17 protein-coding genes and 1 tRNA gene are annotated in these 24,304 nt (G+C 71.3%); 9 read left to right on the top strand and 9 right to left on the bottom strand.

Annotation, left to right across the window (positions count from 1 at the left end; genetic code table 11):
- Positions 1–4 precede the first annotated feature (4 nt).
- From efeB to ACOBQB_RS28295, 4 genes are all read left to right on the top strand, one after another.
- Positions 5–1,267, top strand: coding sequence for an iron uptake transporter deferrochelatase/peroxidase subunit (efeB, locus tag ACOBQB_RS28280; RefSeq protein WP_423595474.1), 1,263 nt, complete (start codon positions 5–7; stop codon positions 1,265–1,267).
- A 131-nt stretch (positions 1,268–1,398) separates the two neighbouring features.
- A complete protein-coding gene (pheA, locus tag ACOBQB_RS28285) occupies positions 1,399–2,334 on the top strand; it encodes a prephenate dehydratase (RefSeq protein WP_423595476.1) in 936 nt (311 codons plus the stop codon).
- A 634-nt stretch (positions 2,335–2,968) separates the two neighbouring features.
- A complete protein-coding gene (gene serS / locus ACOBQB_RS28290) occupies positions 2,969–4,246 on the top strand; it encodes a serine--tRNA ligase (protein ID WP_423595478.1) in 1,278 nt (425 codons plus the stop codon).
- Complete coding sequence (locus ACOBQB_RS28295) at positions 4,243–5,067, top strand: HAD family hydrolase (RefSeq protein WP_423595480.1); 825 nt, start codon at positions 4,243–4,245, stop codon at positions 5,065–5,067. The genes serS and ACOBQB_RS28295 overlap by 4 nt, the downstream gene beginning before the upstream one ends.
- 394 nt (positions 5,068–5,461) lie before the next feature.
- Here the strand turns inward: ACOBQB_RS28295 and ACOBQB_RS28300 are convergent.
- From ACOBQB_RS28300 to ACOBQB_RS28320, 5 genes are all read right to left on the bottom strand, one after another.
- Positions 5,462–5,548, bottom strand: a tRNA-Ser gene (locus ACOBQB_RS28300).
- A gap of 260 nt (positions 5,549–5,808) precedes the next feature.
- The gene (locus ACOBQB_RS28305; protein ID WP_423595482.1) at positions 5,809–6,528 is read right to left on the bottom strand and encodes an ABC transporter permease; all 720 of its coding nucleotides are present in this window, start codon (positions 6,526–6,528) and stop codon (positions 5,809–5,811) included.
- A 10-nt stretch (positions 6,529–6,538) separates the two neighbouring features.
- Positions 6,539–7,450 carry an ABC transporter ATP-binding protein gene (locus tag ACOBQB_RS28310; RefSeq protein WP_423595484.1) on the bottom strand — a complete coding sequence of 304 codons (912 nt, stop codon included), beginning with the start codon at positions 7,448–7,450 and terminating at the stop codon, positions 6,539–6,541.
- Positions 7,447–8,328 carry an ABC transporter permease gene (locus ACOBQB_RS28315; protein WP_423595486.1) on the bottom strand — a complete coding sequence of 294 codons (882 nt, stop codon included), beginning with the start codon at positions 8,326–8,328 and terminating at the stop codon, positions 7,447–7,449. Before ACOBQB_RS28315 ends, ACOBQB_RS28310 begins: the two co-directional genes overlap by 4 nt.
- Positions 8,318–9,394, bottom strand: a complete 1,077-nt coding sequence (locus ACOBQB_RS28320) for an ABC transporter ATP-binding protein (RefSeq protein WP_423598815.1) — start codon at positions 9,392–9,394, stop codon at positions 8,318–8,320. The genes ACOBQB_RS28315 and ACOBQB_RS28320 overlap by 11 nt, the downstream gene beginning before the upstream one ends.
- A gap of 258 nt (positions 9,395–9,652) precedes the next feature.
- On the opposite strand from ACOBQB_RS28320, the gene ACOBQB_RS28325 reads away from it, so the two are divergent.
- From ACOBQB_RS28325 to ACOBQB_RS28340, 4 genes are all read left to right on the top strand, one after another.
- A complete protein-coding gene (locus ACOBQB_RS28325; protein WP_423595488.1) occupies positions 9,653–10,504 on the top strand; it encodes a M24 family metallopeptidase in 852 nt (283 codons plus the stop codon).
- Positions 10,501–12,282, top strand: coding sequence for an SDR family oxidoreductase (locus tag ACOBQB_RS28330; protein WP_423595490.1), 1,782 nt, complete (start codon positions 10,501–10,503; stop codon positions 12,280–12,282). The genes ACOBQB_RS28325 and ACOBQB_RS28330 overlap by 4 nt, the downstream gene beginning before the upstream one ends.
- A complete protein-coding gene (locus ACOBQB_RS28335; protein WP_423595492.1) occupies positions 12,279–13,211 on the top strand; it encodes a metal-dependent hydrolase in 933 nt (310 codons plus the stop codon). Before ACOBQB_RS28330 ends, ACOBQB_RS28335 begins: the two co-directional genes overlap by 4 nt.
- A gap of 85 nt (positions 13,212–13,296) precedes the next feature.
- Positions 13,297–14,232 (top strand): MerR family transcriptional regulator, encoded by a 936-nt coding sequence (locus ACOBQB_RS28340; protein WP_423595494.1) that lies wholly within the window; start codon positions 13,297–13,299, stop codon positions 14,230–14,232.
- Between the two features lie 337 nt (positions 14,233–14,569).
- Here ACOBQB_RS28340 and ACOBQB_RS28345 read toward each other — a convergent pair whose 3' ends face one another.
- Positions 14,570–15,481, bottom strand: a complete 912-nt coding sequence (locus ACOBQB_RS28345; RefSeq protein WP_423595496.1) for an LLM class flavin-dependent oxidoreductase — start codon at positions 15,479–15,481, stop codon at positions 14,570–14,572.
- A 579-nt stretch (positions 15,482–16,060) separates the two neighbouring features.
- Between ACOBQB_RS28345 and ACOBQB_RS28350 the strand changes: the two genes are divergently transcribed.
- Entirely contained in the window at positions 16,061–17,002 is a 942-nt protein-coding gene (locus tag ACOBQB_RS28350; protein ID WP_423595498.1) for a Cof-type HAD-IIB family hydrolase, read from the top strand.
- Here ACOBQB_RS28350 and ACOBQB_RS28355 read toward each other — a convergent pair.
- The 3 genes from ACOBQB_RS28355 to cydD form a co-directional block, all read right to left on the bottom strand.
- A complete protein-coding gene (locus ACOBQB_RS28355) occupies positions 16,999–18,042 on the bottom strand; it encodes a M23 family metallopeptidase (RefSeq protein WP_423595500.1) in 1,044 nt (347 codons plus the stop codon). The genes ACOBQB_RS28350 and ACOBQB_RS28355 overlap by 4 nt on opposite strands.
- Before the next feature lie 724 nt (positions 18,043–18,766).
- Positions 18,767–20,557 (bottom strand): GAF domain-containing sensor histidine kinase, encoded by a 1,791-nt coding sequence (locus ACOBQB_RS28360; RefSeq protein ID WP_423595502.1) that lies wholly within the window; start codon positions 20,555–20,557, stop codon positions 18,767–18,769.
- A gap of 190 nt (positions 20,558–20,747) precedes the next feature.
- Complete coding sequence (gene cydD / locus ACOBQB_RS28365) at positions 20,748–24,275, bottom strand: thiol reductant ABC exporter subunit CydD (protein ID WP_423595504.1); 3,528 nt, start codon at positions 24,273–24,275, stop codon at positions 20,748–20,750.
- Positions 24,276–24,304: the final 29 nt, after the last annotated feature.

Raw genomic sequence — 24,304 nt, forward strand, 5'->3', positions numbered from 1 at the left:
AGGCATGACGGACAACGGGATTTCCAGGCGGCGGCTGCTCGGCACCGCCGGGGCGACCGGCCTCGCGCTCGGTGCGGCGGGCGGCGCGGTCGGATACGCGGCGGCGCCCTCGGCCGGTGCCGGCACGTCCGACGCGTCCGGCACGTCCGGCACGTCGAAGGCCGCCCTGGCGTCTCTCGGCGCGGACGAGGTGATGTTTCACGGGAAACATCAGTCCGGCATCACCACGCCCCCGCAGTCCCGCGGCCACCTGGTCGCCTTCGACCTGACCTCGGGCGCGGGCCGCAAGGAGGCGGCGGCCCTGCTGCGCCGCTGGTCGGCGGCGGCCGAGCGGCTGATGGCAGGCGAGCCGGTCGGCTCCGACGACACGGCGGTCGCGCGCGACGCCGGCCCCTCCTCGCTCTCCGTCACCTTCGGCTTCGGCGCCTCCTTCTTCTCCCGTACGGGGCTGGAGAAGCGGCGCCCGGCCGCGCTGGAACCACTGCCCGACTTCTCCTCGGACCACCTGGACAAGGCGCGCAGCAACGGCGATCTGTGGGTGCAGATCGGCGCGAACGACCCTCTGGTCGCCTTCCACGCGCTGCGCGCCCTCCAGAAGGAGGCGGCCGGGGTGGCGCGGGTGCGGTGGCAGATGAACGGCTTCAACCGTTCGCCCGGCGCCACGGCGCACCCGATGACGACCCGCAACCTGATGGGCCAGGTCGACGGCACGAACAACCCGAAGCCCGCGGACAAGGACTTCGACGAGCGGATCTTCGTGCCCGCCGATGGCGACCCCGCGTGGATGGCGGGCGGCTCCTACGCCGTCGTACGCCGTATCCGGATGCTCCTCGACGACTGGGAGAAGCTCGGTCTGAAGGCGCAGGAGGCGGTGATCGGGCGGCGCAAGAAGGATGGCTCGCCGCTCACCGGCGGCACGGAGACGACCGATCCCGAGTTGGAGAAGACAGGCGCGGACGGCAAGGTCGTCATCACCCTCAACGCGCACGCCCGCATCACCCGCCCGGACCAGAACGGCGGTGCGGCGATGCTGCGCAGGCCGTTCTCGTACCACGACGGCTTCGACGCGCACGGGGAGCCGGACGCGGGGCTGCTCTTCGTCTGCTGGCAGGCGGACCCGATGCGGGGGTTCGTACCGGTGCAGCGCAAGCTCGACCGGGGCGACGCCCTGTCGGAGTTCATCCGCCACGAGGCGAGCGGCCTCTTCGCGGTGCCGGGCGGGGCGGCGAAGGGCGAGTACGTGGGGCAGCGGCTGCTGGAGGGGTAGGTCCGGTTCCGGGTTCCCGCGCGCCCGCGTGGCTCCCGCCGGCCCACGTGGTTCCCGCGCGCCCGCGTGGGGTGCGTGCCGCTTGCTGAGACGCATGAGCCGTGCCACGTCGGGCCCATTAGGGTGACGGTATGTCGGCGACGCGTTACACCTATCTCGGCCCCGAAGGCACCTTCACCGAGGCCGCTCTCCGTACGCTGCCCGAAGCGGCCGCCCGGGAACTCGTCCCGATGGTGTCCGTCCCGGCCGCGCTGGACGCGGTCCGCAGCGGCCAGGCGGCGGCCGCGCTCGTGCCGATCGAGAACTCGGTCGAGGGCGGTGTCACCACCACGGTCGACGAACTCGCCAAGGGCGAGCCCCTGATGATCTACCGCGAGGTCGTCCTGCCGATCACCTTCGCGCTGCTCGTGCGTCCGGGCACGGAGCTCAAGGACATCAAGACGGTGACCGGCCACCCCGTGGCGCAGCCCCAGGTCCGCAACTGGCTGGCCGCCCACCTGCCGGACGCCCTGTGGGAGTCGGCCGCCTCGAACGCCGACGGCGCCCGCCTGGTCCAGGAGGGCCGCTTCGACGCCGCCTTCGCGGGTGAGTTCGCGGCGGTCACGTACGGCCTCGAACCGCTGGTGAGCGAGATCCACGACGCGGCGAACGCCGCCACCCGCTTCGTCCTGGTCGGCCGCCCGGCCCGCCCTGCCGCGCCGACGGGCGCCGACAAGACGTCCGTGGTCATCTGGCTGGGCGACGACCACCCCGGCGCCCTGCTCGAACTGCTCCAGGAGTTCGCCGTGCGGGGCGTCAACCTCATGCGGATCGAATCGCGCCCGACCGGCCAGGGCATCGGCAACTACTGCTTCTCGATGGACGCCGAGGGGCACATCACGGACCGCCGCGTCGGTGAGGCCCTGATGGGGCTCAAGCGGATCTGCCCGCAGGTGCGCTTCCTCGGCTCGTACCCGCGGGCAGGGGTGGCGCCGACGGATACGCGGCCGTTGCGGCCCGGCACGTCGGACGGCGAGTTCGCGGCGGCCTCGGACTGGCTGGCGCGCTGCCAGGACGGTCGTTTCTAGCCACTTTGGCCTCTGATGGCTTGCGGCGCCTGGCGGGGAAGCCCTCGGGTGCCGCTCCTACCTGCAGATTTACGTTGTCCACAGAAGTTATCCACAGGTGCGCATCTCGACCTGGGGACAAGTCGACAACGAAGTGCGACATGGTCGACAAATCCGCTCACAGCCACCAAGCCCGTCCACAGTTCCGCACGTCACCCTTCGTCCACTCTTTTCCATTGATCAACTCTTTGGAGGGAACCATTTCCACTCGAAAGTGGATGGGGAGTCGGTTTAGGAAGGGAATACTTCGCCGGACTCGCGGCTTTCGGAACAGCCACTTCCGGCGTCCACAGATCTTTCGCACACCCTGTGGATAACTCTCCGGAGGTAACCATTCCTGTGGACAACCGACGTGGACAGGGGCCCCAAGTCCCGCTTCACACAAGAGGTTCAGGTCAAGGGCGCGGACCCGCTCCGCCCCTTTCGGGGAGAGGCGCCCCTTTTATTGACCGGGCGTCCGCGTTTGCGTGAACGCGCTTTTCCGGCCGCGCCGACCGCGTTCGATCTTCGCCGGCTCGTTCCGGCAAAACGGGCATAACGTACACAATGGAATATCGAGTCGTGGGCCGGAACCGCACAACGGTAACCTTGAGGGGTGATTGACCTTCGCCTGCTCCGTGAGGACCCCGACCGTGTTCGCGCCTCCCAGCGCGCCCGTGGAGAGGACGTCGCGCTCGTCGACGCCCTGCTCTCCGCCGATGAGCGGCGCAGGTCGTCCGGCGTCCACTTCGACGAGCTGCGCTCCGAGCAGAAGGCGCTCGGCAAGCTGATCCCCAAGGCCTCGCCCGAGGAGAAGCAGGAGCTCCTGAAGAAGGCCGGCGAGCTCTCCGCCGCGGTGAAGGCGGCCGACGCCGCCCAGGACGAGGCCGACGAGGAGACCAAGCGGCTCCTCCAGCAGCTGGGCAACATCGTCCACCCCGACGTCCCGGTGGGCGGCGAGGAGGACTTCGTCGTCCTCGACACGATCGGCACCCCGCGCGACTTCGCGGCCGAGGGCTTCGAGCCGAAGGACCACCTGGAGCTCGGCGAGGCGCTGGGCGCCATCGACGTCGAGCGCGGCGCGAAGGTCTCCGGATCGCGCTTCTACTACCTCACCGGCGTCGGCGCCCTCCTTGAGCTCGCCCTCGTCAACGCGGCGATCGCCCAGGCGGCCGAGGCCGGGTTCATCCCGATGCTGACGCCGTCGCTGGTCCGCCCGCGCGCCATGGAGGGCACGGGCTTCCTCGGCCAGGCCGCGGAGAACGTGTACCACCTGGAGAAGGACGACTACTACCTGGTCGGCACCTCCGAGGTCCCGCTCGCGGCGTACCACATGGACGAGATCATCGACGCCGACAAGCTGCCCCTGCGGTACGCGGGCTTCTCGCCCTGCTACCGCCGCGAGGCCGGCACATACGGCAAGGACACCCGCGGCATCTTCCGCGTCCACCAGTTCGACAAGGTCGAGATGTTCTCGTACGTCGACCCGGCCGACGCCGAGAACGAGCACAAGCGGCTCCTGGAGTGGGAGAAGCAGTGGCTGACCGGCCTCGGCCTGCCCTTCCAGGTGATCGACGTGGCGACGGGTGACCTCGGCGCCTCCGCCTCGCGCAAGTTCGACTGCGAGGCGTGGATCCCCACCCAGGGCAAGTACCGCGAGCTGACCTCCGCCTCGAACTGCGACGGCTTCCAGGCCCGCCGCCTGTCCATCCGGTACCGCGACGGCAAGAAGGTGCAGCCGCTCTCGACGCTGAACGGCACGCTCTGCGCCGTCCCGCGCACCATCGTGGCGATCCTGGAGAACCACCAGCAGGCCGACGGCTCCGTGGTGGTGCCCGAGGTGCTGCGGCCGTACCTCGGAGGCCGAGAGATCCTGGAGCCCATCGCCAAGTGAGCCAGCCAGCTCCGGCCACGCCGTCCTTCCCCTACAAGCTCGTCGCGACCGACCTCGACGGGACGCTGCTGCGCCCCGACGACACGGTCTCCGTACGCACGCGCGACGCGCTCACCGCGGCCACCGCGGCGGGCGCCGCGCACATCGTCGTCACCGGCCGTGCCGTGCCCTGGACCCGGCACATCCTCGACGACCTCGGCTACAACGGCATAGCGGTGTGCGGGCAGGGCGCGCAGGTCTACCACGCGGGGGAGCACCGGCTGCTCACCTCGGTGACGCTCGACCGGCAGCTCGCGGGCCTGGCGCTGGCGAAGATCGAGGCCGAGGTCGGTCCGCTCGCCCTGGCGGCGAGCCGTGACGGCATCGACGGAGAGGTCCTGGTCGGGCCGGGGTACGCGGTCCAGGACGGCCCGCTGCCGAGCATCCCCTTCACCGAGATCGCCGACCTGTGGGCCGCCCCGCTGAACAAGGTGTACATCCAGCACCCCGGTCTCGACGACGACGCGCTCACCGACGTCGCACGCCAAGTGGCGGGTGACCTGGTCGGCGTGACCATGGCCGGCGAGGGCGTCGTCGAACTCCTCCCACTCGGCCTCTCCAAGGCCACGGGCCTCTCCTTGGCGGCCCGCCGCCTGGGCGCGAAGGCCGCGGACACGATCGCCTTCGGCGACATGCCGAACGACATCCCGATGTTCGCCTGGGCGGCCCACGGCGTGGCCATGGCCAACGCCCACGAGGAACTCAAGGCGGTCGCGGACGAGGTCACGACGTCGAACGAGGCGGACGGCATCGCGGTGGTCCTGGAACGTTTGCTGGGCTGAGCCGACTCTCCACCCTCGGGGGTCACTCCAACTCGCCCGGCAGTGATCTCGGGACGAGCATGTCCAGCCCGTTCCGGCAGTGATCTCGGGACGAGCATGTCCAGCCCGTTCCGGCAGTGATCTCGGGACGAGCATGTCCAGCCCGTTCCGGCAGTGATCTCGGGACGAGCATGTCCAGCCCGCCCGGCGGCGCGGGCGAGCATTTCCAGCCCGTCCGGCGTTTGTGGACGAACTCGGCGAAGCCGGTGACAGACATCGACCTGGTGCCGGGCACCGATAACCGCTCAGCCAGCGCAACGCCTCACGCTTGAGGACGAACTCGGCGAAGCCGGCGACAGACGCCAGCCCGTGCCGCAGGGCACCGACAACCGCCCAAGCCCAGTGCAACGTCTCGCGGAGGATGCGCGGATCGAACGCGCGCAGGGCGTCAACCCTGACGACGGCTTAGCAAGCCGCTGCCTTACCACTCGGCCAATCCTCCGGGTGGGCGGCCCGCGCAGCAAGGTGATCTGCGCGCTCGAAGCGGCCGCCCCGGGCATCTCCCCCGTGAGCGGGGCTCGACGAAGTGAGTGACTACTCCGGAGCCTGCCGCGGGCTGCCCTGCCGGGAACTCGACGGACTACTGAAGGACACGTCGGCTCCTCTCCCGGTCGGTGGACGCCAGCTGCTGGCCGGCGCGTTGACATCAACCACTGTGCCCGTCCCCGGAGTACACCGCCACCGAATAACCCGCTACTCCCGCTACTCCTCCCCGGCCAGCTTCAGTGACCGCAGCTTCTGCCCCGCGAACCAGGTCGTGATCACCGTGACGGCGACGAGCAGGGCCGTCGCCGTCGGCAGTCCGACGTCAGAGGTGATCAGGTCGCCGTCACCGACCTTCTGGGCCACAGCGAGGGACCACTGCTGCACGCTGAGCGTCCGCGCCCCCATGACCAGCGACCCGAAGAGGGCCTCCCACACCAGGGCGTAGACCAGCCCGAAGACGACGGCGTGCCGGGTGATCGTGCCGAGGAGCAGGAAGATCGCGGCGTACGTGATGGAGGCGACCAGCGCCGCGATCGTGTACGCCACGGCGATCTGCTGGCCGTTGCCATTGAGAATCATCCCCGCGATGAACGTGGGGATCGCGGAGAAGGCCATGGTCACGGCTATGGCGACGATCAGCTTCGTGAAGATGATCGTGGGCCGCTTGACCGGCTTGGAGAGGAGATAGACGACCGAGCCGTCGTCGATCTCCGGGCCGATGGCGCCCGTGCCCGCGATGACGCCGATGATCGGCACCATCGTGGCGAGCGCGAAGCCGCCGAGGACGTCGACGGCCACTTGGTCGTCGGCGCCGCTGAAGCTGCGTACCGCACCGGCGATGACGATCAGCAGGACGGGCAGGGCGAAGAGGATCAGAGCCCGGCGGCGGCCGAGCAGGGCCCGGTAGGTGAGCCGGGCGACTGTGGGGTCGTACACGATCGCTCCTTCAGGCCGCGACGAGGTAGGAGAAGACCGACTCAAGGGACTCGTCCGAGGGCGAGACCGTCAGGAGCCGGATGCCGTGCTCACGCGCGACACGGGGGAGCAGCGTCGTGAACCGGCCGAAGTCGACCGCCTGGATACGCAACGCGCCCTCCTTGAGATCGACTTCGATGCCGGCCGTCGACGGGTCGGCGATCAGCGCGGCGGCCAGGGCGCGGTCGTCGCTGGAACGGATCAGGTAGCGGTGGGGCCGGTCGGTCATCAGGCGGCGGATCCTGCGGAAGTCACCGCTCGCGGCGTGTCGCCCGGCGACGATCACCTCGATGTGCGAGGCCAGTTGCTCGACCTCTTCGAGAATGTGCGAGGAGAACAGCACGGTGCGGCCCTGGGCGCCCATGGTCCGCAGCAGATCCATCAGCTGCATGCGCTGGCGTGGATCCATGCCGTTGAACGGCTCGTCGAGCAGCAGCACGGACGGGTCGTGGACCAGGGCGGAGGCCATCTTGACGCGCTGGCGCATGCCCTTGCTGTACGTGGAGATCTTCCGGTCCTGCGCGTACTCCATCTCGACCGTCGCGAGAGCCTTTTTGGCGGCACGCTCGTCCAGGCCGTGCAACTCGGCGTTGGCGACCACGAATGCACGGCCGGTGAGGAAGTCGTACATCGCCTCGCGCTCGGGGACGATGCCGATCTCCTTGTAGATCTGTTCGTTGCGCCAGATCGGCTTGCCGTCGAGGGTGACGCTGCCCGTGGACGGGGCGAGGAAGCCGCCCATCATGTTGATGAGCGTCGACTTGCCCGCGCCGTTCGGACCGAGGAGCCCCGTGACTCCCGGGCCGATGTTCATGGTGATGTCGTTGACGGCGACCACGTTCCCGAACCAGCGTGAGGTGTGGTCGATGTTGATCGTGGTCACAGCCCGACCTTTCGGTAGCGGCGCATCAGTGCGCCGTAGCAGCCCGCGATGAGGCCGAGGACGACGAGTACGTAGACGACGCCCACACCGGACGAGGGGCCTTCCCCTCCGGGGAAGGCGGAGGTCGCGCCGAGGAAGGCGGTCTGCACACCGTCGATGAGCGTGATGGGCGAGAAGAGGCCCAGCCAGGCGATGGCTCCGGTGCTGCCCTGGTCGAAGGCGATCGCCTGGACCGTGGACACCGCGCCGTAGGTGATGGTCAGGACGGCGATGACGGCGGCGATGCCGAACCCGCGGCGGGGTGTGATCGCGGAGATGACCAGGGCTATGCCGGAGAAGAGGAGGGAGAGCAGCGCCACGGAGACCAGGCCCTGGGCGAAGCCTGTCGTCTGGTCCGCGAAGTCGAGCTTGGCGAGCAGTGCCCCGACGTAGAGCACGAGCAGCGGGCCGGCCGTGAGGATGAAGAGAGCCGAGGACATCGCGGCGAGCTTCGAGAGGACGTAGTCACCGCGCTCGATGGGGCGGGAGAAGTAGAGCGGCACGGTCTTGAAGCGCAGGTCCCGGGAGACGGTCTGGGGCGCCTGGGCCGCGAGGAAGAGACTGATCACGGCCTGGAGGAAGATCGCGTAGCGCGTGTAGTCGACCGGGAGGTCCTTGGCCTTGGTGGTGACGGCGACCGCCACCATGATCGCCGCGGGGAGGCACATCACCGCGAAGAGGATCATGGGCAGGACCTTGGACTTCGCGGAACGCCCGAGGCCGTACGCGCCGCGCAGGCTCTGGGAGAAGAGCGAGCGGCGGGCGTAGGCACGGCCGAGACGCGGGCCGTCGTAGTTCCTGTACCCGATGTTGTGGATCTGGGTGGACTCACTGCTCATCGCGTCCGCCTCCTGTCTGCTGTGCGGTGGCGGGCCACGCGGCGGCGCGCTCGGAGCCCGGCTCCGGCCGCGCCTCGTGCTGGGGCTGGTCCTGACGCTGGGGCTGCGGCTGGTACCGCTGCTCTCCGCCCTGCTCCTCGTCCTGGTCCCTGAAGACCTCGGCGATGTGGTGCCTGCGCTGTTCCATGCGGACCAGGCCGAGGCCGAGGTCGGCGACGAGGTCCCGCACGACGTCGTACGTCTCCTCGCCCTCGGCGGTGAGCAGAATGGTGTGGCCCGCGCCGGGCAGTTCGCCGCCGGTCCGCGTGCCGATGCCGCGTGCGCTCAGCGCCTCGCGCAACGCGCCGGTGCCGTCGGGGAGTTCGTCGGTGTCCGTGACCTCTACGGCCAGGGTCGTGGTGGTCTGGGTGAAGTCGGTGGTGGAGCTGGACCGCAGGAGCTTGCCGCCGTCGATGACGACGACGTGGTCGCAGGTGCGCTCCAGCTCGCCGAGGAGGTGCGAGGTGACGAGGACCGAGATGCCGAAGTCGGTGTGGACGCGGCGGATCAGGCCGAGCATCTCGTCCCGCCCGACCGGGTCCAGGCCGTTCGTCGGCTCGTCAAGGAAGACCAGTTGGGGGTCGTGGACGAGGGCCTGGGCGAGCTTGACGCGCTGCTTCATGCCCGTCGAATAGCCGCCTATGGGGCGGTAACGCTCCTCGTACAACCCCACATGCCGCAGGGTGTCCGCCGTGCGCTCGCGGGCCGCGGTGGGCGGCAGCCCGGACATGCGCGCCATGTGGACGACGAACTCGGTGGCCGAGACGTCGGGTGGCAGGCAGTCGTGCTCCGGCATGTACCCCACGCGCTCGCGGATCTCACCGCCGCTGGTGGCGACGTCGAGGCCGAGCACTGCGGCGGTGCCCTCCGTGGCGGGGGACAGGCCCAGCAGGATCTTGATCAAAGTGGACTTGCCGGCCCCATTGGATCCGACGAGTCCGGTCACACCGGGCCCGATGTCCATGGAGAGCCGGTCAAGCGCGGTCACCCTCGGGAACCGCTTGCTCAGGCTTTCGGTCGCGATCACAGTCACGTTTTCGACGGTAGTGGCGCAGCCCACATCAGTCGTCAGACCACGGGCTTGCCCTGCCCTCACTCTGGAGTATTACGGGCCCGTAAGGGTCGTACGGAGGTCTACCCCTGGGGGAACTTCCGGACCTGTCCCCCAGGCTCGGGCAGAACTATTGACGCAGCCGTCAGGCATTGTCACATTCATCAGTGTCAAGTTACGACCGCGTACGGCGAGGGCCGACACGGATGGACCGGACTCGGGACGGACGGTGGCATGACCTCAGCAGTTGCAGGCGAACTCCCCGCGGAGCTGCGGGGGTTCAGGGAAGTGCAGTCCCTCGCGTATGAATGCGCGGAGGCGGTCGCGGCCCAGCTCAAGCCCGGTGTGACGGAGCGCGGGGCCGCGCGCATGCAGCGGGAGTGGCTGCGGGAGCGGGGTGTGCGGGACTGGTTCCACCTGCCCTTCGCCTGGTTCGGCGACCGCACGGCGTTCGCGAACTTCCGGATACCGCTCCAGTTCTTCCCCACCCACCGCGAGCTGGAGCCGGGGATGCCCTTCATCCTCGACATGGCCCCGATCTACAAGGGCTTCACGGCCGACATCGGCTACTCCGGCTGTCTGGGCCTCAACCCCGTGCACGACAAGCTGCTGGCCGACCTGGAGGCACACCGCGAGCTGATCCTGCGCGAGGTGCGCGAGCGCCGCCCGCTGCGCGAGATCTACGAGGACGTGGACCGGCTCATGGTCCGCCAGGGTTACGCCAACCGCCATCGGGCGTATCCCTTCGGCGTCATCGCGCACAAGGTGGGCCGGGTCAAGCAGCGCCGCCTGTCCCCGCACCTCTTCGGATTCGGCACCCAGTCGCTCAAGGGGCTGGTGAGCGACGCCATCCATGGCCACCGGGACGGCTGGTCACCGTTGTGGTCCCCCTACAAGTTCTCCGACCACCCGCCTCAGAAGGGGCTCTGGGCGGTCGAGCCGCACCTCGGGTTCAGGGGTACGGGCGCGAAGTTCGAGGAGATCCTGGTCGTCACCGACTCCAAGGACCCCGAGCAGAGCGCGTTCTGGCTGGACGACGATCTGCCGCATGTGCGGCGCTGGGCTGAGGAGAGGGCCGCCGCATGAACACCGGAGCAGTCGCGGAGAAGATGAAGGACGCGCGTGAGCGCTGGGTGCGGACGGGCGGGGTGGAGCTGTGCGTCGCCGAGCTGGGCGCCCCGGAGCGGCCCACGGTCCTGCTCGTGCACGGCTACCCCGACTCCAAGGAGGTGTGGACCGAGGTCGCCGAGCGACTCGCCCCCCGCTTCCACGTCGTGCTGTACGACGTGCGCGGGCACGGCAGGTCCACCGCGCCGCAGCCGCTGCGCGGCGGCTTCACGCTGGAGAAGCTGACCGACGACTTCGTGGCGGTCATCGACGCGGTCAGTCCGGACAAGCCGGTGCACGTGGTGGGGCACGACTGGGGCTCGGTGCAGTCCTGGGAGTTCGTCACGGTCGAGCGGACCGAGGGGCGGATCGCGTCCTTCACATCGATGTCGGGACCCTCGCTCGACCATTTCGGGCACTGGATCAAGAAGCGGCTGTCCCGCCCCACCCCGCGCCGGGTCGGCCAGCTGCTCGGCCAGGGCGCCAAGTCCTGGTACGTGTACATGCTGCACACGCCCGTCCTGCCGGAGCTCGCCTGGCGCGGCCCGCTCGGCAAGCGTTGGCCCAAGATCTTGGAACGAGTGGAGAAGGTCCCGGCGGGCGACTATCCGACGCCGTCGCTGCCCCAGGACGCCGCCCACGGAGCCTGGCTCTACCGTGACAACGTCCGTGCGAGGCTGCGCAGGCCCCGTGCGGACGCGTACGCCCACGCGCCCGTGCAGCTCATCACCCCCTCCGGTGACATCTTCCTGTCCGAGCGGCTCTACGACGAGCTGGAGCTGTGGGCCCCCGGGCTGACCCGCCGTACCCTTCCGGCCAAGCATTGGGTGCCGCGCACCCGGCCCGACCAGCTGGCGGCCTGGATCGGTGACTTCGTCACGACCCATGAAGACGGCGTGCCCGCCAGGGACAACAGGGCCACGGGGAAGCACGCCGACCGGTTCGGCGGCCGGCTCGTCCTGGTCACCGGCGCGGGCAGCGGCATCGGACGGGCCACCGCCTTCGCATTCGCCGAGGCGGGGGCGCGCGTGGTGGCCGTCGACCGGGACGCCGAGAGCGCCGCCCGCACCGCGGAGATGTCCCGCCTGATCGGCGCCGCCGAGGCCTGGGGCGAGACGGTCGACGTGACCGACGAGCAGGCCATGGAGAAGCTCGCCGAGAAGGTCGCCAGGGAGTACGGCGTCGTGGACGTCCTCGTGAACAACGCGGGCATAGGCCTCTCCGGCCCTTTCCTCGACACCAGCACCGAGGACTGGAAGAAGATCCTGGACGTCAATCTGTGGGGAGTGATCCACGGCTGCCGTCTCTTCGGCCGGCAGATGGCCGAGCGCGGCCAGGGCGGCCACATCGTCAACACCGCTTCGGCGGCGGCGTATCAGCCCTCCAGGGCGCTGCCCGCCTACAGCACCTCCAAGGCCGCGGTCCTGATGCTCAGCGAGTGCCTGCGCGCGGAGTTGGCGGGGCAGGGCATCGGCGTCTCCGCGATATGCCCGGGCTTCGTGAACACCAACATCACGGCGACGTCCCGCTTCGTCGGTGTCGGCGCCGACGAGGAGAAGCGCCGCCAGAAGCGCACCTCCCGGCTCTACGGCCTGCGCAACTACCCGCCGGAAAAGGTCGCCGACGCCGTCCTGCGTGCCGTCGTCAGGAATCAGGCGGTCGTCCCGGTCACCCCCGAGGCCCGCGGCGCCCACCTCATGTCCCGCTTCGCGCCCAAGGCCCTGCGCGCGATAGCCCGATTGGAGCCGCGGCTGTGAACAAGGAGAGGACATCCGCCCCGAACGCCGAGGAGCACTACGCGATCGTTCCGCGCCGGGTCTCGTTCGACTGGGACAGGACCCCGCTGCACTGGATACCGGACGAGCCGACCGCCGCCCATGTCATCGACGTCCTGCATCTGCTCCTCCCCGCGGGCGAGCGGTGGTTCGTGAAGGTCTTCAAGGAGGGCCTGCCGCTCGTTACCGACCCGGTACTGCGCGGGGACGTCAAGGGGTTCATGGGACAGGAGGCCACCCACAGCGTGCAGCACGCGCATGTGCTCGACCACCTGGCGGCACAGCGGCTCGACACCGCCGCGTTCACCAAGTACGTCGACTTCCTCTTCGAGAAACTCCTCGGTGAGAAGCCGCCGTTCGGTGTTCCCGTGCCGACGCGGGAGTGGCTGCGGTTCCGCCTCTCCATCGTCGCGGCGATAGAGCAGTTCACGGCGGTCCTCGGTGACTGGGTGCTGCACGCCGAAGGGCTCGACCGTGCCGGTGCCGACGAGGTGATGCTCGATCTGCTGCGCTGGCACGGCGCGGAGGAGGTCGAGCATCGCGCGGTCGCCTTCGACATGTACCAGCACTGCGGCGGCGAGGGCCTGCCCCGGTACGCCCGCAGGATCGTCGGCATGACGGTCACGGCACCCGTGATGCTGTACCTGTGGACCTGGGGCACGGCCTATCTGATCCGCCATGACCCTCAACTGGCGGGCCGCTTGCGGTACTCCCTGGCGGAGCACAACAAGGCGGTCGCGAAAGGCCTGCTGCCCACCTGGCGTGAGCTGGGCTCGGCGATACCGCGCTATCTGCGGCGGTCGTACCATCCCTCGCAGGAGGGCTCGCTGCACAAGGCCGTTGCCTACCTGGCGCAGTCGCCCGCGGCGCGGGCCGCGGCGGGCGCGGTGGGCCGGGCGGCCATCGCGTAGCCCGGGGCGTTCGGACGGCCATGGCCCGGCACGAGTCGTTCAGGCGGCCACCGCCCGGCACGAAGCATCACAGAGGACGGTCAGCGTGGAGTACCGCATCGAGGATCTGGCGCACCACAGCGGCGCGACGGTGCGCACGATCCGCGCCTATCAGGACCGCGGGCTGCTCCCCCGCCCGGAGCGACGCGGCCGGTCCAATGTGTACGGAGAGGCCCATCTGGCGCGGCTGCGGCAGATCGCCGACCTTCTCGACCGTGGCTACACCCTGGCCTCCATCAAGGAGCTCCTGGAGGCCTGGGACGCCGGTCGGGGCCTCGGCGGGGTTCTCGGCCTCGCCGCGGAGGTCGACGGTCCCTGGACGGACGAGAAAGCCGACCGGATCACGCGCGCGGAGCTCGACGCGGCGTTCGGCGGCGTCCCGGACGAGGCCGCGGTGGCAGACGCGATCTCCCTCGGAGTGCTGATGCCGGTGGCGGGGCGCGAGGACGAGTTCCTGGTGCCGAGCCCCCAAGAGCTGGCGGTGGCGGCCGAGTTGCACGCTGCGGGAGTTCCACTGTCCGCAGTCGCCGGGCATTTGCGGGAGTTGAGGGGGCAGGTCGAACATATAGCCTCCCGTTTCCTGGATTTCACCACGGAGCACGTTTTCGCGCGTTACCTCGGGCACCAGCCGCCGACGGAGGCAGATGCCGTCGAGGCCGCTTCGCTCGTACGCCGACTCAGGCCGCTCGCGCAGCAGTCGGTGGACGCGGAACTGGCGCGTGCCATGCGCCTGTTCGCGACGAAGCACCTGCGTCAGCATCTGAATTCGGAGCAACCACTCGTTCGCGACGAAGAGCCGGAGAGCGTCGCGCTCCCCGCTTCCACAATGCGCGCTGTGCGGGCACTGGTTGGGGACGGCAATGCGGCGGCGTTCATAGCGGCAGCGGCTGAACGCGAGGTTCTGGCAAGGACATTGGACTCACTTGCGGCAAATTGCCGCAAGGAGGGCGCTTTTGGGCAAATGGATTCTGGCGACGACTAGTTGTCCACAGGACCGTCAAATAGCTTGTGGATAACCGGACTTGGCTGTGGATCAAACCCGTGCACCGAAATCCGTGGATGAAAAGTCGGTGGACAAAAACCGGATCCGGCTGGCCCTCGACGCGAACGGCCGGGTGAAGATCGGCGCGCTTCTGGCGGCGGCCGCCGCGTACCGCTTCCCCTCTCACCCGTGCCGGCCTCGACCACGTGGTGGCCGTGAACGAGAGCCGAAGGAGTCCCTGAGCCCGTGGCCCGAAGGAGGCAGGCACAGCAGGGACGGGGATCTGCCGCCCGGTGGCCGGGCCACCACCCCGCCCCCCTGTTCACTTCGGCTCAGTTCAGCGCAGCTGCGCCAGCGCTTCGGTGGCGATCTGCTCGAAGACGGCCTGGTCGGCGGCGAAGACCGAGTCGGGGATCGGGGCGTGGACGACGATCTCGGTGAAGCCGAGTTCCGCGTGCCTGCCCGCGAAGTCCACGAACGCGTCGAGGGATTCGAGGGGCCGGTTGCGGTCCGGGGTGAAGCCGGTCAGGAAGACCTTGTCCAGTTCGGCCATGTCCCGCCCGATGTCCGCGCACGCCTTGTCGAGCTTGTCGATCTGCCCCCGGATCGCCTCGCGGGACTGCTCGGACGTGCCTGCCTCGAAGAGCTTCGGGTCACCCGTGGTCACCCATGCCTGCCCGTGCCGCGCCGCGAGCCGCAGACCGCGCGGGCCGGTCGCGGCCACCGCGAAGGGCAACCGGGGCCGCTGGACGCAGCCGGGGATGTTGCGGGCCTCGGTCGCCGAGTAGAAGGCCCCCTCGTACGTCACCGAGTCCTCGGTCAGCAGCCGGTCGAGCAGCGGCACGAACTCACCGAACCTGTCGGCCCTTTCGCGCGGTGTCCAGGGCTCCTGGTCCTCCTTGAGGAGCGTCGTGGCGTCGAAGCCGTTGCCGCCGGCCCCGATGCCGAGCGTGATCCGCCCACCGGAGATGTCGTCGAGCGCGATGAGTTCCTTGGCGAGCGTCACGGGGTGGCGGAAATTCGGCGACGTCACGAGCGTGCCAAGACGTATCCGCTCGGTGGCCGCCGCGGCGGCGGTCAGCGTGGGCACCGCGCCGAACCACGGGCCGTCCCGGAAACTGCGCCAGGCCAGGTGGTCGTACGTGTATGCGGCGTGGAAGCCCAGCTCCTCGGCGCGCAGCCACTGGTCGCGGCCGCCCTCGTGCCAGCGGCGTACGGGAAGGATCACGGTGCTCAGACGCAGGCTCATGTCTCCGAGCTTACGGTGAGGCACAGACGACCCGGCCGGCACAGAGGGCCCGGCCGACGCAGAGGGCGCGGCCGACACAGAGGGCGCGGCCGACACAGAGGGCCCGGACGACACAGAGGGCGCGGCCGACGCAGAGGGCCCGGACACGCAGTGGGTGCGGCCGACGCAGAGGGCGCGGCCGACACAGTGGGCGCGGCCGACACAGTGGGCGCGGCCGACACAGTGGGCTCGCAATAGGGCCCGGCCAGCACAGAGCCCTCGGCCGACGCAATGGCCCCGGTCGGCACAGTGGCTCGCAATAGGGCCCGGCCAGCACAGAGCCCTCGGCCGACGCAGTGGCCCCGGTCGGCACAGTGGCTCGCAATGGGCCCGGCCGGCACAGAGGACCCGGCCGACGCAGTGGCCCTGGTCGGCACAAAGGACCCCCGGTCGACGCAGAGCCCTCGGCCGACGCAGTGGTCCCGGTGCGGCGCGGAGCTCCCGGGCCGTACAAAGTCCCGCCCGGCGCATAGATCCGGCGGCACTCAAATGTGCGCCCCAGCACACGGCCGTGCAGGCATATGCGGGAGAATCGACGGCGTGACCTCAGCTACCCCAGGGCCCCAGCCCCAGGCCGACCCCGCCCCGGCCGCTCCCGCTCCGGCCGGGCAGCGCCCGCGGCCCCGGCCCCGGCCCCGGCCCCGGCTGATCGCGACGGACCTGGACGGCACGCTGCTGCGCGACGACAAGTCGGTCTCCGACCGCACGGTCGCCGCGCTCGCCGCCGCCGAGGAGGCCGGGATCGAGGTCTTCTTCGTGACCGGCCGCCCGGCCCGCTGGATGAACGTCGTCAGCGCCCACGTCCACGGCCACGGCCTCGCCATCTGCGGGAACGGCGCGGCCGTCGTCGACCTGCACGGCGGCCCCGGCACCCACAGCTTCGTCAAGATCCGCGAGCTGGAGCGGGCCTCCGCGCTGGACGTGGTCCGCAGACTGCGCGCCGCCTCGCCGGGCACGGCCTTCGCGGTCGAGCGGACCGGGGGACTGCACCACGAGGAGACGTACCCGCCGCTCCACATGGAACCCGCCGAGAGCGTCGCGCCCGCCGAGAAGCTCCTCGCCGAGAACCCCGGTGACCCAGCCGTCGCCGAGCAGCCCGTCCTGAAGGTCCTCGCCTTCCATTCCGAACTCGCGCCCGACGACTTCCTGGCGCTGGCCCGCGCGGCCATCGGCGACCGGGCGACAGTCACCCGCTCCAGCCCCAGCGCGCTCCTGGAGATCAGCGGCCCCGGCGTCTCCAAGGCCAGCACGCTGGAGCTGTGCTGCGCCGAGCGCGGCATCTCCCCCGAGGAGGTCGTCGCCTTCGGGGACATGCCGAACGACATCGAGATGCTGTCCTGGGCCGGTACGTCGTACGCGATGGGCAACGCCCACCCGGACGTCATCGCCGCCGCCTCCGGGCGCACGGTCGCCAACAACGACGACGGTGTCGCCGTCGTGATCGAGCGGATCGTGGCAAAGCGCCGTGAGCAGAACTCCTAGAGCTCGACGCCCCGTTCCGCCAGCCATTTCCGCGGGTCGACGCCCGACCCGAGATACCGGGTGAGCCGCGTCTCGAAGTGCAGATGCGGCCCGGTCGAGTTGCCGGTCGTGCCGGCCAGGCCGATCCACTGACCAGTGCGCACCTTGTCCCCTTGCTCGACGGCGGCGGCCGCGAGATGCGCGTACTGCGTGAAGTATCCGCCGGGATGCCGCACCAGGACCTCGATGCCGAAGGCGCCGCCGCACGACACGCTCGCCACCCGGCCGGCGCCGACCGACCGCACGGGCGTCCCGATGTCGACCGCGAAGTCCTGCCCGGTGTGCCGGCGCGACCAGCGTTCCCCGGCGCTGTCGAAGCCGGCGGAGAGTTCGTACGTCTTCACGGGCGCGACCCACGTACGCGTGGAGGCCTTTTTCTTCGGCTGGCGCAGACGCACGGCGCCCCGGCACTTCCCCGCGGCCACCGCCCGGTCGGCCTCGCCCTGGAGGGCCCACTGGGCCGACTCCAGCTTCTGCTCGATGCCGCGTCTCAGCACCGCCAGGCGTACGAGGCGCCGGTCCAGGCCATGCTCGGCCCGGTCCGCCTCACGTTTGGCGGCCGCGAGGCGGGCCGCGGCGCGACGCGTCTTGACCACGGCGCTGTTGACGGCGAGGTCGGCCTGCAACCGGACCTGCTTGCCGCGCATCAGCGCGTCGGGGCTGTCGGCCAGGAGCAGCTGCGCGGTGTAGGGGAGGCCGCCGCCGGTGCGGTACTGGGCGCTCGCCAGCCGGCCGAGGTCGCCGTGCAGCACGGCGACCTCGTGCCGTTTCTCGGAGAGGAGTCGGTTCAATTCCCGGACCTTCTCCCTCTGGAGACGTGCGGCCCGCCGTCCCTCTTCGTAGCGGGCGGTCGCGCGGGAGGCCTCTTCGTAGAGGCGTGCCACCTCCGCGCTCGTACTGGGTCCCTCGGAGGCGGCAGCGGGTGGCGCGAGGCCGAGCAGCGCGCCCAGCAGTACCGACACACTGAGGAGGGGGCTCGGACGACGGTTGCTCTGGCGCATGTCACGGATCGTTGCCCGCCACGGCGGCACGGTCTCGCTGGACTCGGGCACTCGGGGGGACGTGGTGCCCCGTACGGCTCACGCTGTACCGCCGAACAGGGCTGCGGGACCGCACCGCCCGACCACCCGGTGACCGCCACTCGGCCACCACCGGGCCACCGGGCCGCCCACCCACCCGGTGATCGCCACTCGGCCACCACCGGGCCGCCCGCCGCGCGGCCACCGGCACCCGGCACCCGGCACCCGGCACCCCGGCCACCTCGGCCGCCGGCCCCCGACCGCCAGCCACCGGCACCCCGGCCACCCCGGCCACCCCGGACATCGACACCCGGCCATCGACCACCGACAGGCCACTCGGCTGCGCGGCCACCGGCACCGGGACCGGCACCCCGGCCACCTCCGCCACCAGCCACCGACCCCCGACCCCCGACCCCCGACAGGCCACTCGGCCGCGCGGCCGCGCTGCCACCACGCCGACCAGGCGCAGAGCGGCGAGGCGGCGGTCGCGCCGGTCGCGGCCGAAGCGGACCGCCGTGCCGATGAAGATGACGACCGGCGTCAGCAGCACCCCAGCCACCCCAGCCACCCCGGCCACCCCGGCCACCGGCCACCAACCGCCGGCCACCGGCACCCCCCGCCACCAACACTCACCGCCACCCCGCCACCGACGCTCACCGCCCGCCCACCCGTCGCCCCGCCACCGACACCGCCACCCGTCCGGAGGTCAGTACGGCGCCTGCCACACCACCGTGGTCCCGCCTCCGTCCTCCCCGATGCCGGGCCCGTACCAGCTGTCGCCCCCCAGCGACTCGGCCCGCCTCTTGAGGTTCTTCAGGCCGCTGCGGCGGCCGCCCTCCGCGATGCCCACCCCGTCGTCGGCGACCGTCAGACGCACGCCCTGGCGGTCGCCGGGCAGTAGCACCGTCGCGTCGACGACGACGTCGATGCGGGCTGCGTGCGCGTGCCGGAAGGCGTTGGACAGGGCCTCCCGCAGGGCCGCGATGAGGTTCTTCCCGGTCAGCTCGCCCACCACGGTGTCGACGGGGCCCAGGAAGCGGTGCGTGGGCTTGAAGCCGAGCGGGACGGCGGCCATGTTGATCTCCCGGAGCACGCGGGTGCGCAGCCCTGACGGCGCCTCCGCCGGACCCTGTTGGAGCGCGAAGATCGCCGTACGGATCTCCTGGATCGTCACGTCCAGCTCGTCGACCGCCTTGCCGACGCCGACCTGCACCTCCGGCACGACGGACCTGCGCTGGGCGCTCTCCAGCATCATCCCGGTGGCGAAGAGCCGCTGGATGACCAGGTCGTGCAGGTCCCTGGCGATCCGGTCGCGGTCCTCGTACACCGCGAGCCGCTCCCGGTCCCGCTGCGCCTCCGCCATCATCAGCGCGAGCGCGGCCTGCGAGGCGAACTGGGCGGCGAGCGTCCGCTCGGCCTCGGTGAAGGGACGTGCCCCGCGCGCGCGGGGCGTCACCAGCGTGCCGAGGACCCGGCCGTCGCTCTGCAGCGGCAGCATCATGACGGGGCCGTAGCGGCCGGCGAGGTGGGTCACGGCGCGGGGATCGGTCGCCGCGTCGTCGATGAAGACGGCCCGCCCTTCGAGCAGTTGGGCCACGATGCGGCTCTCCGCGGGAACGATCATGCCGAGCGCCCCGGTGGGTTCCTCCGAGGAGACGGCGACGACTTCCATGCCGCCCTCCTCGTCGGGCAGCAGCACGATCCCGGCGGCGGAGTCCGCGAGGTGCCTGGCCTGCTCGGCGACGACGGCGAGGGCGTCCTCCGCGTCACTGCCGGAGAGCAGGGCCGTGGTGACCGCCACGGAGCCGTCGATCCAGCGTTCGCGCTGCTTGGCGGCTTCGTAGAGGCGTGCGTTGCCGATGGCGATACCGGCCTCCGTCGCCAGGACACGCACCATGTGCACGTCGTAGTCGTTGAACTCGGCCCCGTCCCGCTTCTCGGTCAGATAGAGGTTGCCGAAGATCTTCCCCTGGACGCGGATGGGGACGCCGAGGAAGGTCCGCATCGGCGGGTGATGCGCGGGGAAACCGCAGGAGCGCGGGTCGCCGGAGAGATCGGCGAGGCGCAGCGTCCTCGGCTGGTGGATGAGGGCGCCGAGGAGTCCCTTGTGGCCGTCGGGCAGCCGCCCGATCCGTTCGGCGGTCCGCGCGTCGATGCCGTGGTAGACGAAGTCGGAGAGTCCGTCGCCGTCTTCGGAGACGACACCGATCGCGGCATAGTGGGCGTCCGCCAGCTCGGCGGCGGTCTCGCAGATGCGGTCCAGGGTGGTGTGGAGTTCGAGCCCGGTGCCGACCGACCGCATCGCTTCGAGCAGCTGCGGCACCCGTGAGGTCAGCTCGGGCGAGAGCCCCTGGAGGCTGTGGGTCGCCCGCGCCGCCGAGACCGCCGCGTCCGTTGAGTCCGTCGCCCGCGCCGCCGAGACCACCGAGTCCGCCGACTGCGGTGAGCGTGGGCCGTCGGGAAGCGGGGCGTCGGCGGAGGCCGAGGGGACTGACATGCCTTTGAGCCTAGTTAGTCCTATTTACAGGGGAAAGTCGAAGCCGAGGTCCACCCAAGCCGAAAGCCGAGACCCACCCAAGCCGAAACCAGCTCAGGCCCCGACTGTCCCGGTTGTACCGGCGGTCCCGGCGGTCCCGGTTGTACCGGCGGTCCCGGCGGTCCCGACTGTCCCGGCTGTCCCGGCCCCGTCAGCCCACCGTGAGCAGATCCGCCGCACGCTCCACCTCCAGCATCCGCCGCAGCGGACCCCCCACCGCCGCCAGCTCCGCGTACGTGCCGCGCTGCGCGACCCTCCCCGCGTCGAGGACGATCACCTCGTCCACCGCGTCGAGCCCGGCGAGCCGATGCGTGATGAGCAACGTCGTACGCCCCTCCGTCGCGGCCAGCAGATCGGCGGTGAGGGCGTCCGCGGTCGGCAGGTCGAGGTGCTCGGCGGGCTCGTCGAGCACCAGGACGGGGAAGTCCGCGAGCAGCGCGCGGGCCAGCGCGAGCCGCTGGCGCTGGCCTCCGGAGAGACGCGCGCCGTGCTCACCGACGAGCGTGTCGAGCCCGTCGGGCAGCGAGCCGACCCAGCCGTCGAGCCGCGCCCGCTCCAAGGCGTCCCGCAGCTCCCCCTCCGTGGCGTCCTTCTTGGCGAGCAGCAGGTTCTCGCGCACCGAGCTGTCGAAGATGTGCGCGTCCTGGGCGCACAGCCCGACCATGCCGCGCACCGTGTCGCCGCCCAGCGTGGCCGCGTCCACACCGCCGAGCGTGTACGTCCCTTCGTACGCCGCCACGAACCGCAGCAGCACCTGGGCGAGCGTCGTCTTGCCGGAACCGGACGGGCCGACCACGGCGATGCGCCGCCCCCGCTCCAGCGTCAGGTCGACGCCCGCGAGCGCGTCCCCCGCCTGGCCCTCGTGACGTGCCCGCAGAGCGGAGACGCGCAGCGGGAAGGGCGAGCCGGGCGCCTCGGCGGGCGCGGCGGGCTCCGGTACGGGATCGGCGGCGTCGAGCACCTCGTAGACGCGCTCGGCGCTCTTGCGTACCCGTTGGCGGTACCGCACGGCGAGCGGCAGCCCCAGCACCGCCTCGAAGGCGGCGAGCGGCGTGAGCACGACCACGGCGAGGGCGATCCCGCTCAGCCGCCCGTCCTGCACGGCCTGGACACCGACGAGCGCGGCCGCGGTCACGGTCAGCCCGGTGACGAGCGCGCCGAGCCCGTCGCCGAGCGCGGTGGCGGTGGCACCCCGGGAGGCGATCCGCGTCAGCTCGGCGTCGGCCTCCCCGGCCTTGGCCGTACGACCCTTCAACGCGCCGGCGACGGTCAACTCGGCGGTGCCGGTCAGCAGATCGGCCACGCGCGTGGCGAGCACCCCGCGCGCGGGAGCCAGCCTCCGCTCCGACCGGCGTGCCACGGCGCCGCTCAGCAGCGGAACCCCGACGCCCGCGGCGAGCAGACCGGCGGCGAGCACCGCACCGGCCTCGGGCAGCAGCCAGGCGGTGAAACCGACGGCCCCCACGCTCACCACGGCCGCGGCGGACGCGGGCAGCAGCCAGCGCAGCCAGTAGTCCTGAAGGGTGTCGACGTCGGCGACCAGCCGGGAGAGGAGGTCGCCCCGGCGGGTGGTGCGCAGGCCCGCGGGGGCGAGCCGCTCCAGGCGCCGGTAGACGGCGACGCGGGTGTCGGCGAGCATCCGCAGGACGGCGTCGTGCGAGACGAGGCGCTCGGCGTACCGGAAGACGGCGCGGCCGATGCCGAAGGCACGGGTCGCCGTCACGGCGATCATCAGATACATCACCGGCGGCTGCTCCGAGGCCCGCGAGATCAGCCACCCCGACGTCGCCATGAGCCCCACCGCGCTGCCGAGCGCGAGCGAGCCGAGGAGCAGCGCGAGCGCCAGCTGCCCGCGCCGGGCCCGGGCGGCCTCCCGTACGCGGGTCAGGACCCTGTGCCGCGCGCCGGCGCCGCCCGCCCGCTCGCCCGGCAGCGCGGCCGACACGGTCTCCCGGCTCCTGCCGCCCCTCTCCTCAGGGGCCGGTACCGCAGAGTCCGGCCCCGACGCCTCAGAGTCGGGCCCCGACCGCTGGACGGCGGCCTCGCCACGCGCGGCCTCCAGCCGCACCACTCGGTCCGCCACGGCCAACAGCGCGGGCCGGTGCACGACCAGCAGGACGGTCCGCCCGACGGCCAGCCGCCGGACGGCCTCGACGACCTCGGCCTCGGTCCCGCCGTCCAGCGCCGCCGTCGGCTCGTCGAGGAGCACCACGGGCCGGTCGGCCAGGAACGCCCGCGCCAGCGCCAGCCGCTGCCGCTGCCCGGCGGAGAGCCCGGCCCCGTCCTCTCCGAGCGGAGCCTCGGCCCCGGCGGGCAGCGCGTCCACGAACTCCAGGGCACCCGCGTCCCGCAGGGCCTCGCGCACCTGCGCCTCGGACGCGTCGGGCCGCGCGAGCCGTACGTTCTCCGCGATGGTCCCGGCGAAGAGGTGCGGCCGCTGCGGCACCCACGCGATGCGCTCTCGCCACCGCTCCGGCGATACGTCCGCGAGGTCGACGCCTCCGACGCGCACCCGCCCCTCGGTGGGCCGCACGAAGCCGAGGACGACGTTCAGGAGGCTCGACTTGCCCGCGCCGCTGGGGCCGACGAGCGCCACGGTCTCACCGGGCGACACCTCGAAAGCCGCCCCGGAGACCGCGTCCGACGCCCGCCCCGGGTACCGGACCGTCACACCCTCCACGCTCAGCGCACCCGAGGGCGCCGCCCCCGCCCCGGCGGTCGGCACCGGAGTCTCAAGGACCTCGAAGATCTCCTCGGCGGCGGCAAGACCCTCCGCCGCCGCGTGGTACTGCGCACCGACCTGGCGCAGCGGCAGATAGGCCTCGGGCGCGAGGACGAGGATGACGAGACCGACGTACAAGTCCATCTCGCCGTGGACGAGCCGCATGCCGATGGTCACCGCGACCAGCGCGACCGAGATCGTCGCGAGCAGTTCCAGGGCGAAGGAGGACAGGAAGGCGATGCGCAACGTGCGCATCGTCGCCTGCCGGTACTCGCCGGTGATCCTGCGGATCGAGTCGGCCTGCGCCTTGGCACGGCCGAACACCTTCAGGGTGGGCAGGCCCGCCACGACATCGAGGAAGTGTCCCGAGAGCCGCGAGAGCAGCCGCCACTGCCGGTCCATCCGGTTCTGGGTCGCCCAGCCGATAAGGATCATGAAGACCGGGATCAGCGGCAGCGTCACGACGATGATCGCCGCCGAGACCCAGTCCTCGGTGACGATGCGGGCGAGCACCGCCACCGGCACCACCACCGCGAGTCCCAGCTGCGGCAGGTAGCGCGAGAAGTAGTCGTCGAGCGCGTCCACGCCACGCGTCGCGAGCGAGACCAGCGAGCCGGTCCGCTGGCTGCTCAGCCAACCGGGCCCCAGCTCACCGGCCCGCTCCAGCAGCCGCCCCCGCAGCTCGGACTTGACCGCCGCGCTCGCCCGGTGCGCGGCGAGCTCGGTCAGCCAGGAGACCAGGCCCCGCCCGGCCGCGACCAGGGCGAGATGCAGCAACGGCGAACCCAGGTCGCCGACGGAGAGGCCCTTCTGAAAGGCGCCCACCACGATCTCGGCGATGAGCATCGCCTGGCCGATCACCAGGCCCGCCCCGGCCAACCCCAGCGCCACGACCGCGACGAGGAGGAAGCGGGTGGCGCGGGCGTACCGAAGCAGGCGCGGGTCGATCGGTTTCACGTGAAACACACCTTCCGGGAGACCACGAG

It is taken from the genome of Streptomyces sp. G5(2025) (assembly GCF_049542075.1).
GTDB lineage: Bacteria > Actinomycetota > Actinomycetes > Streptomycetales > Streptomycetaceae > Streptomyces.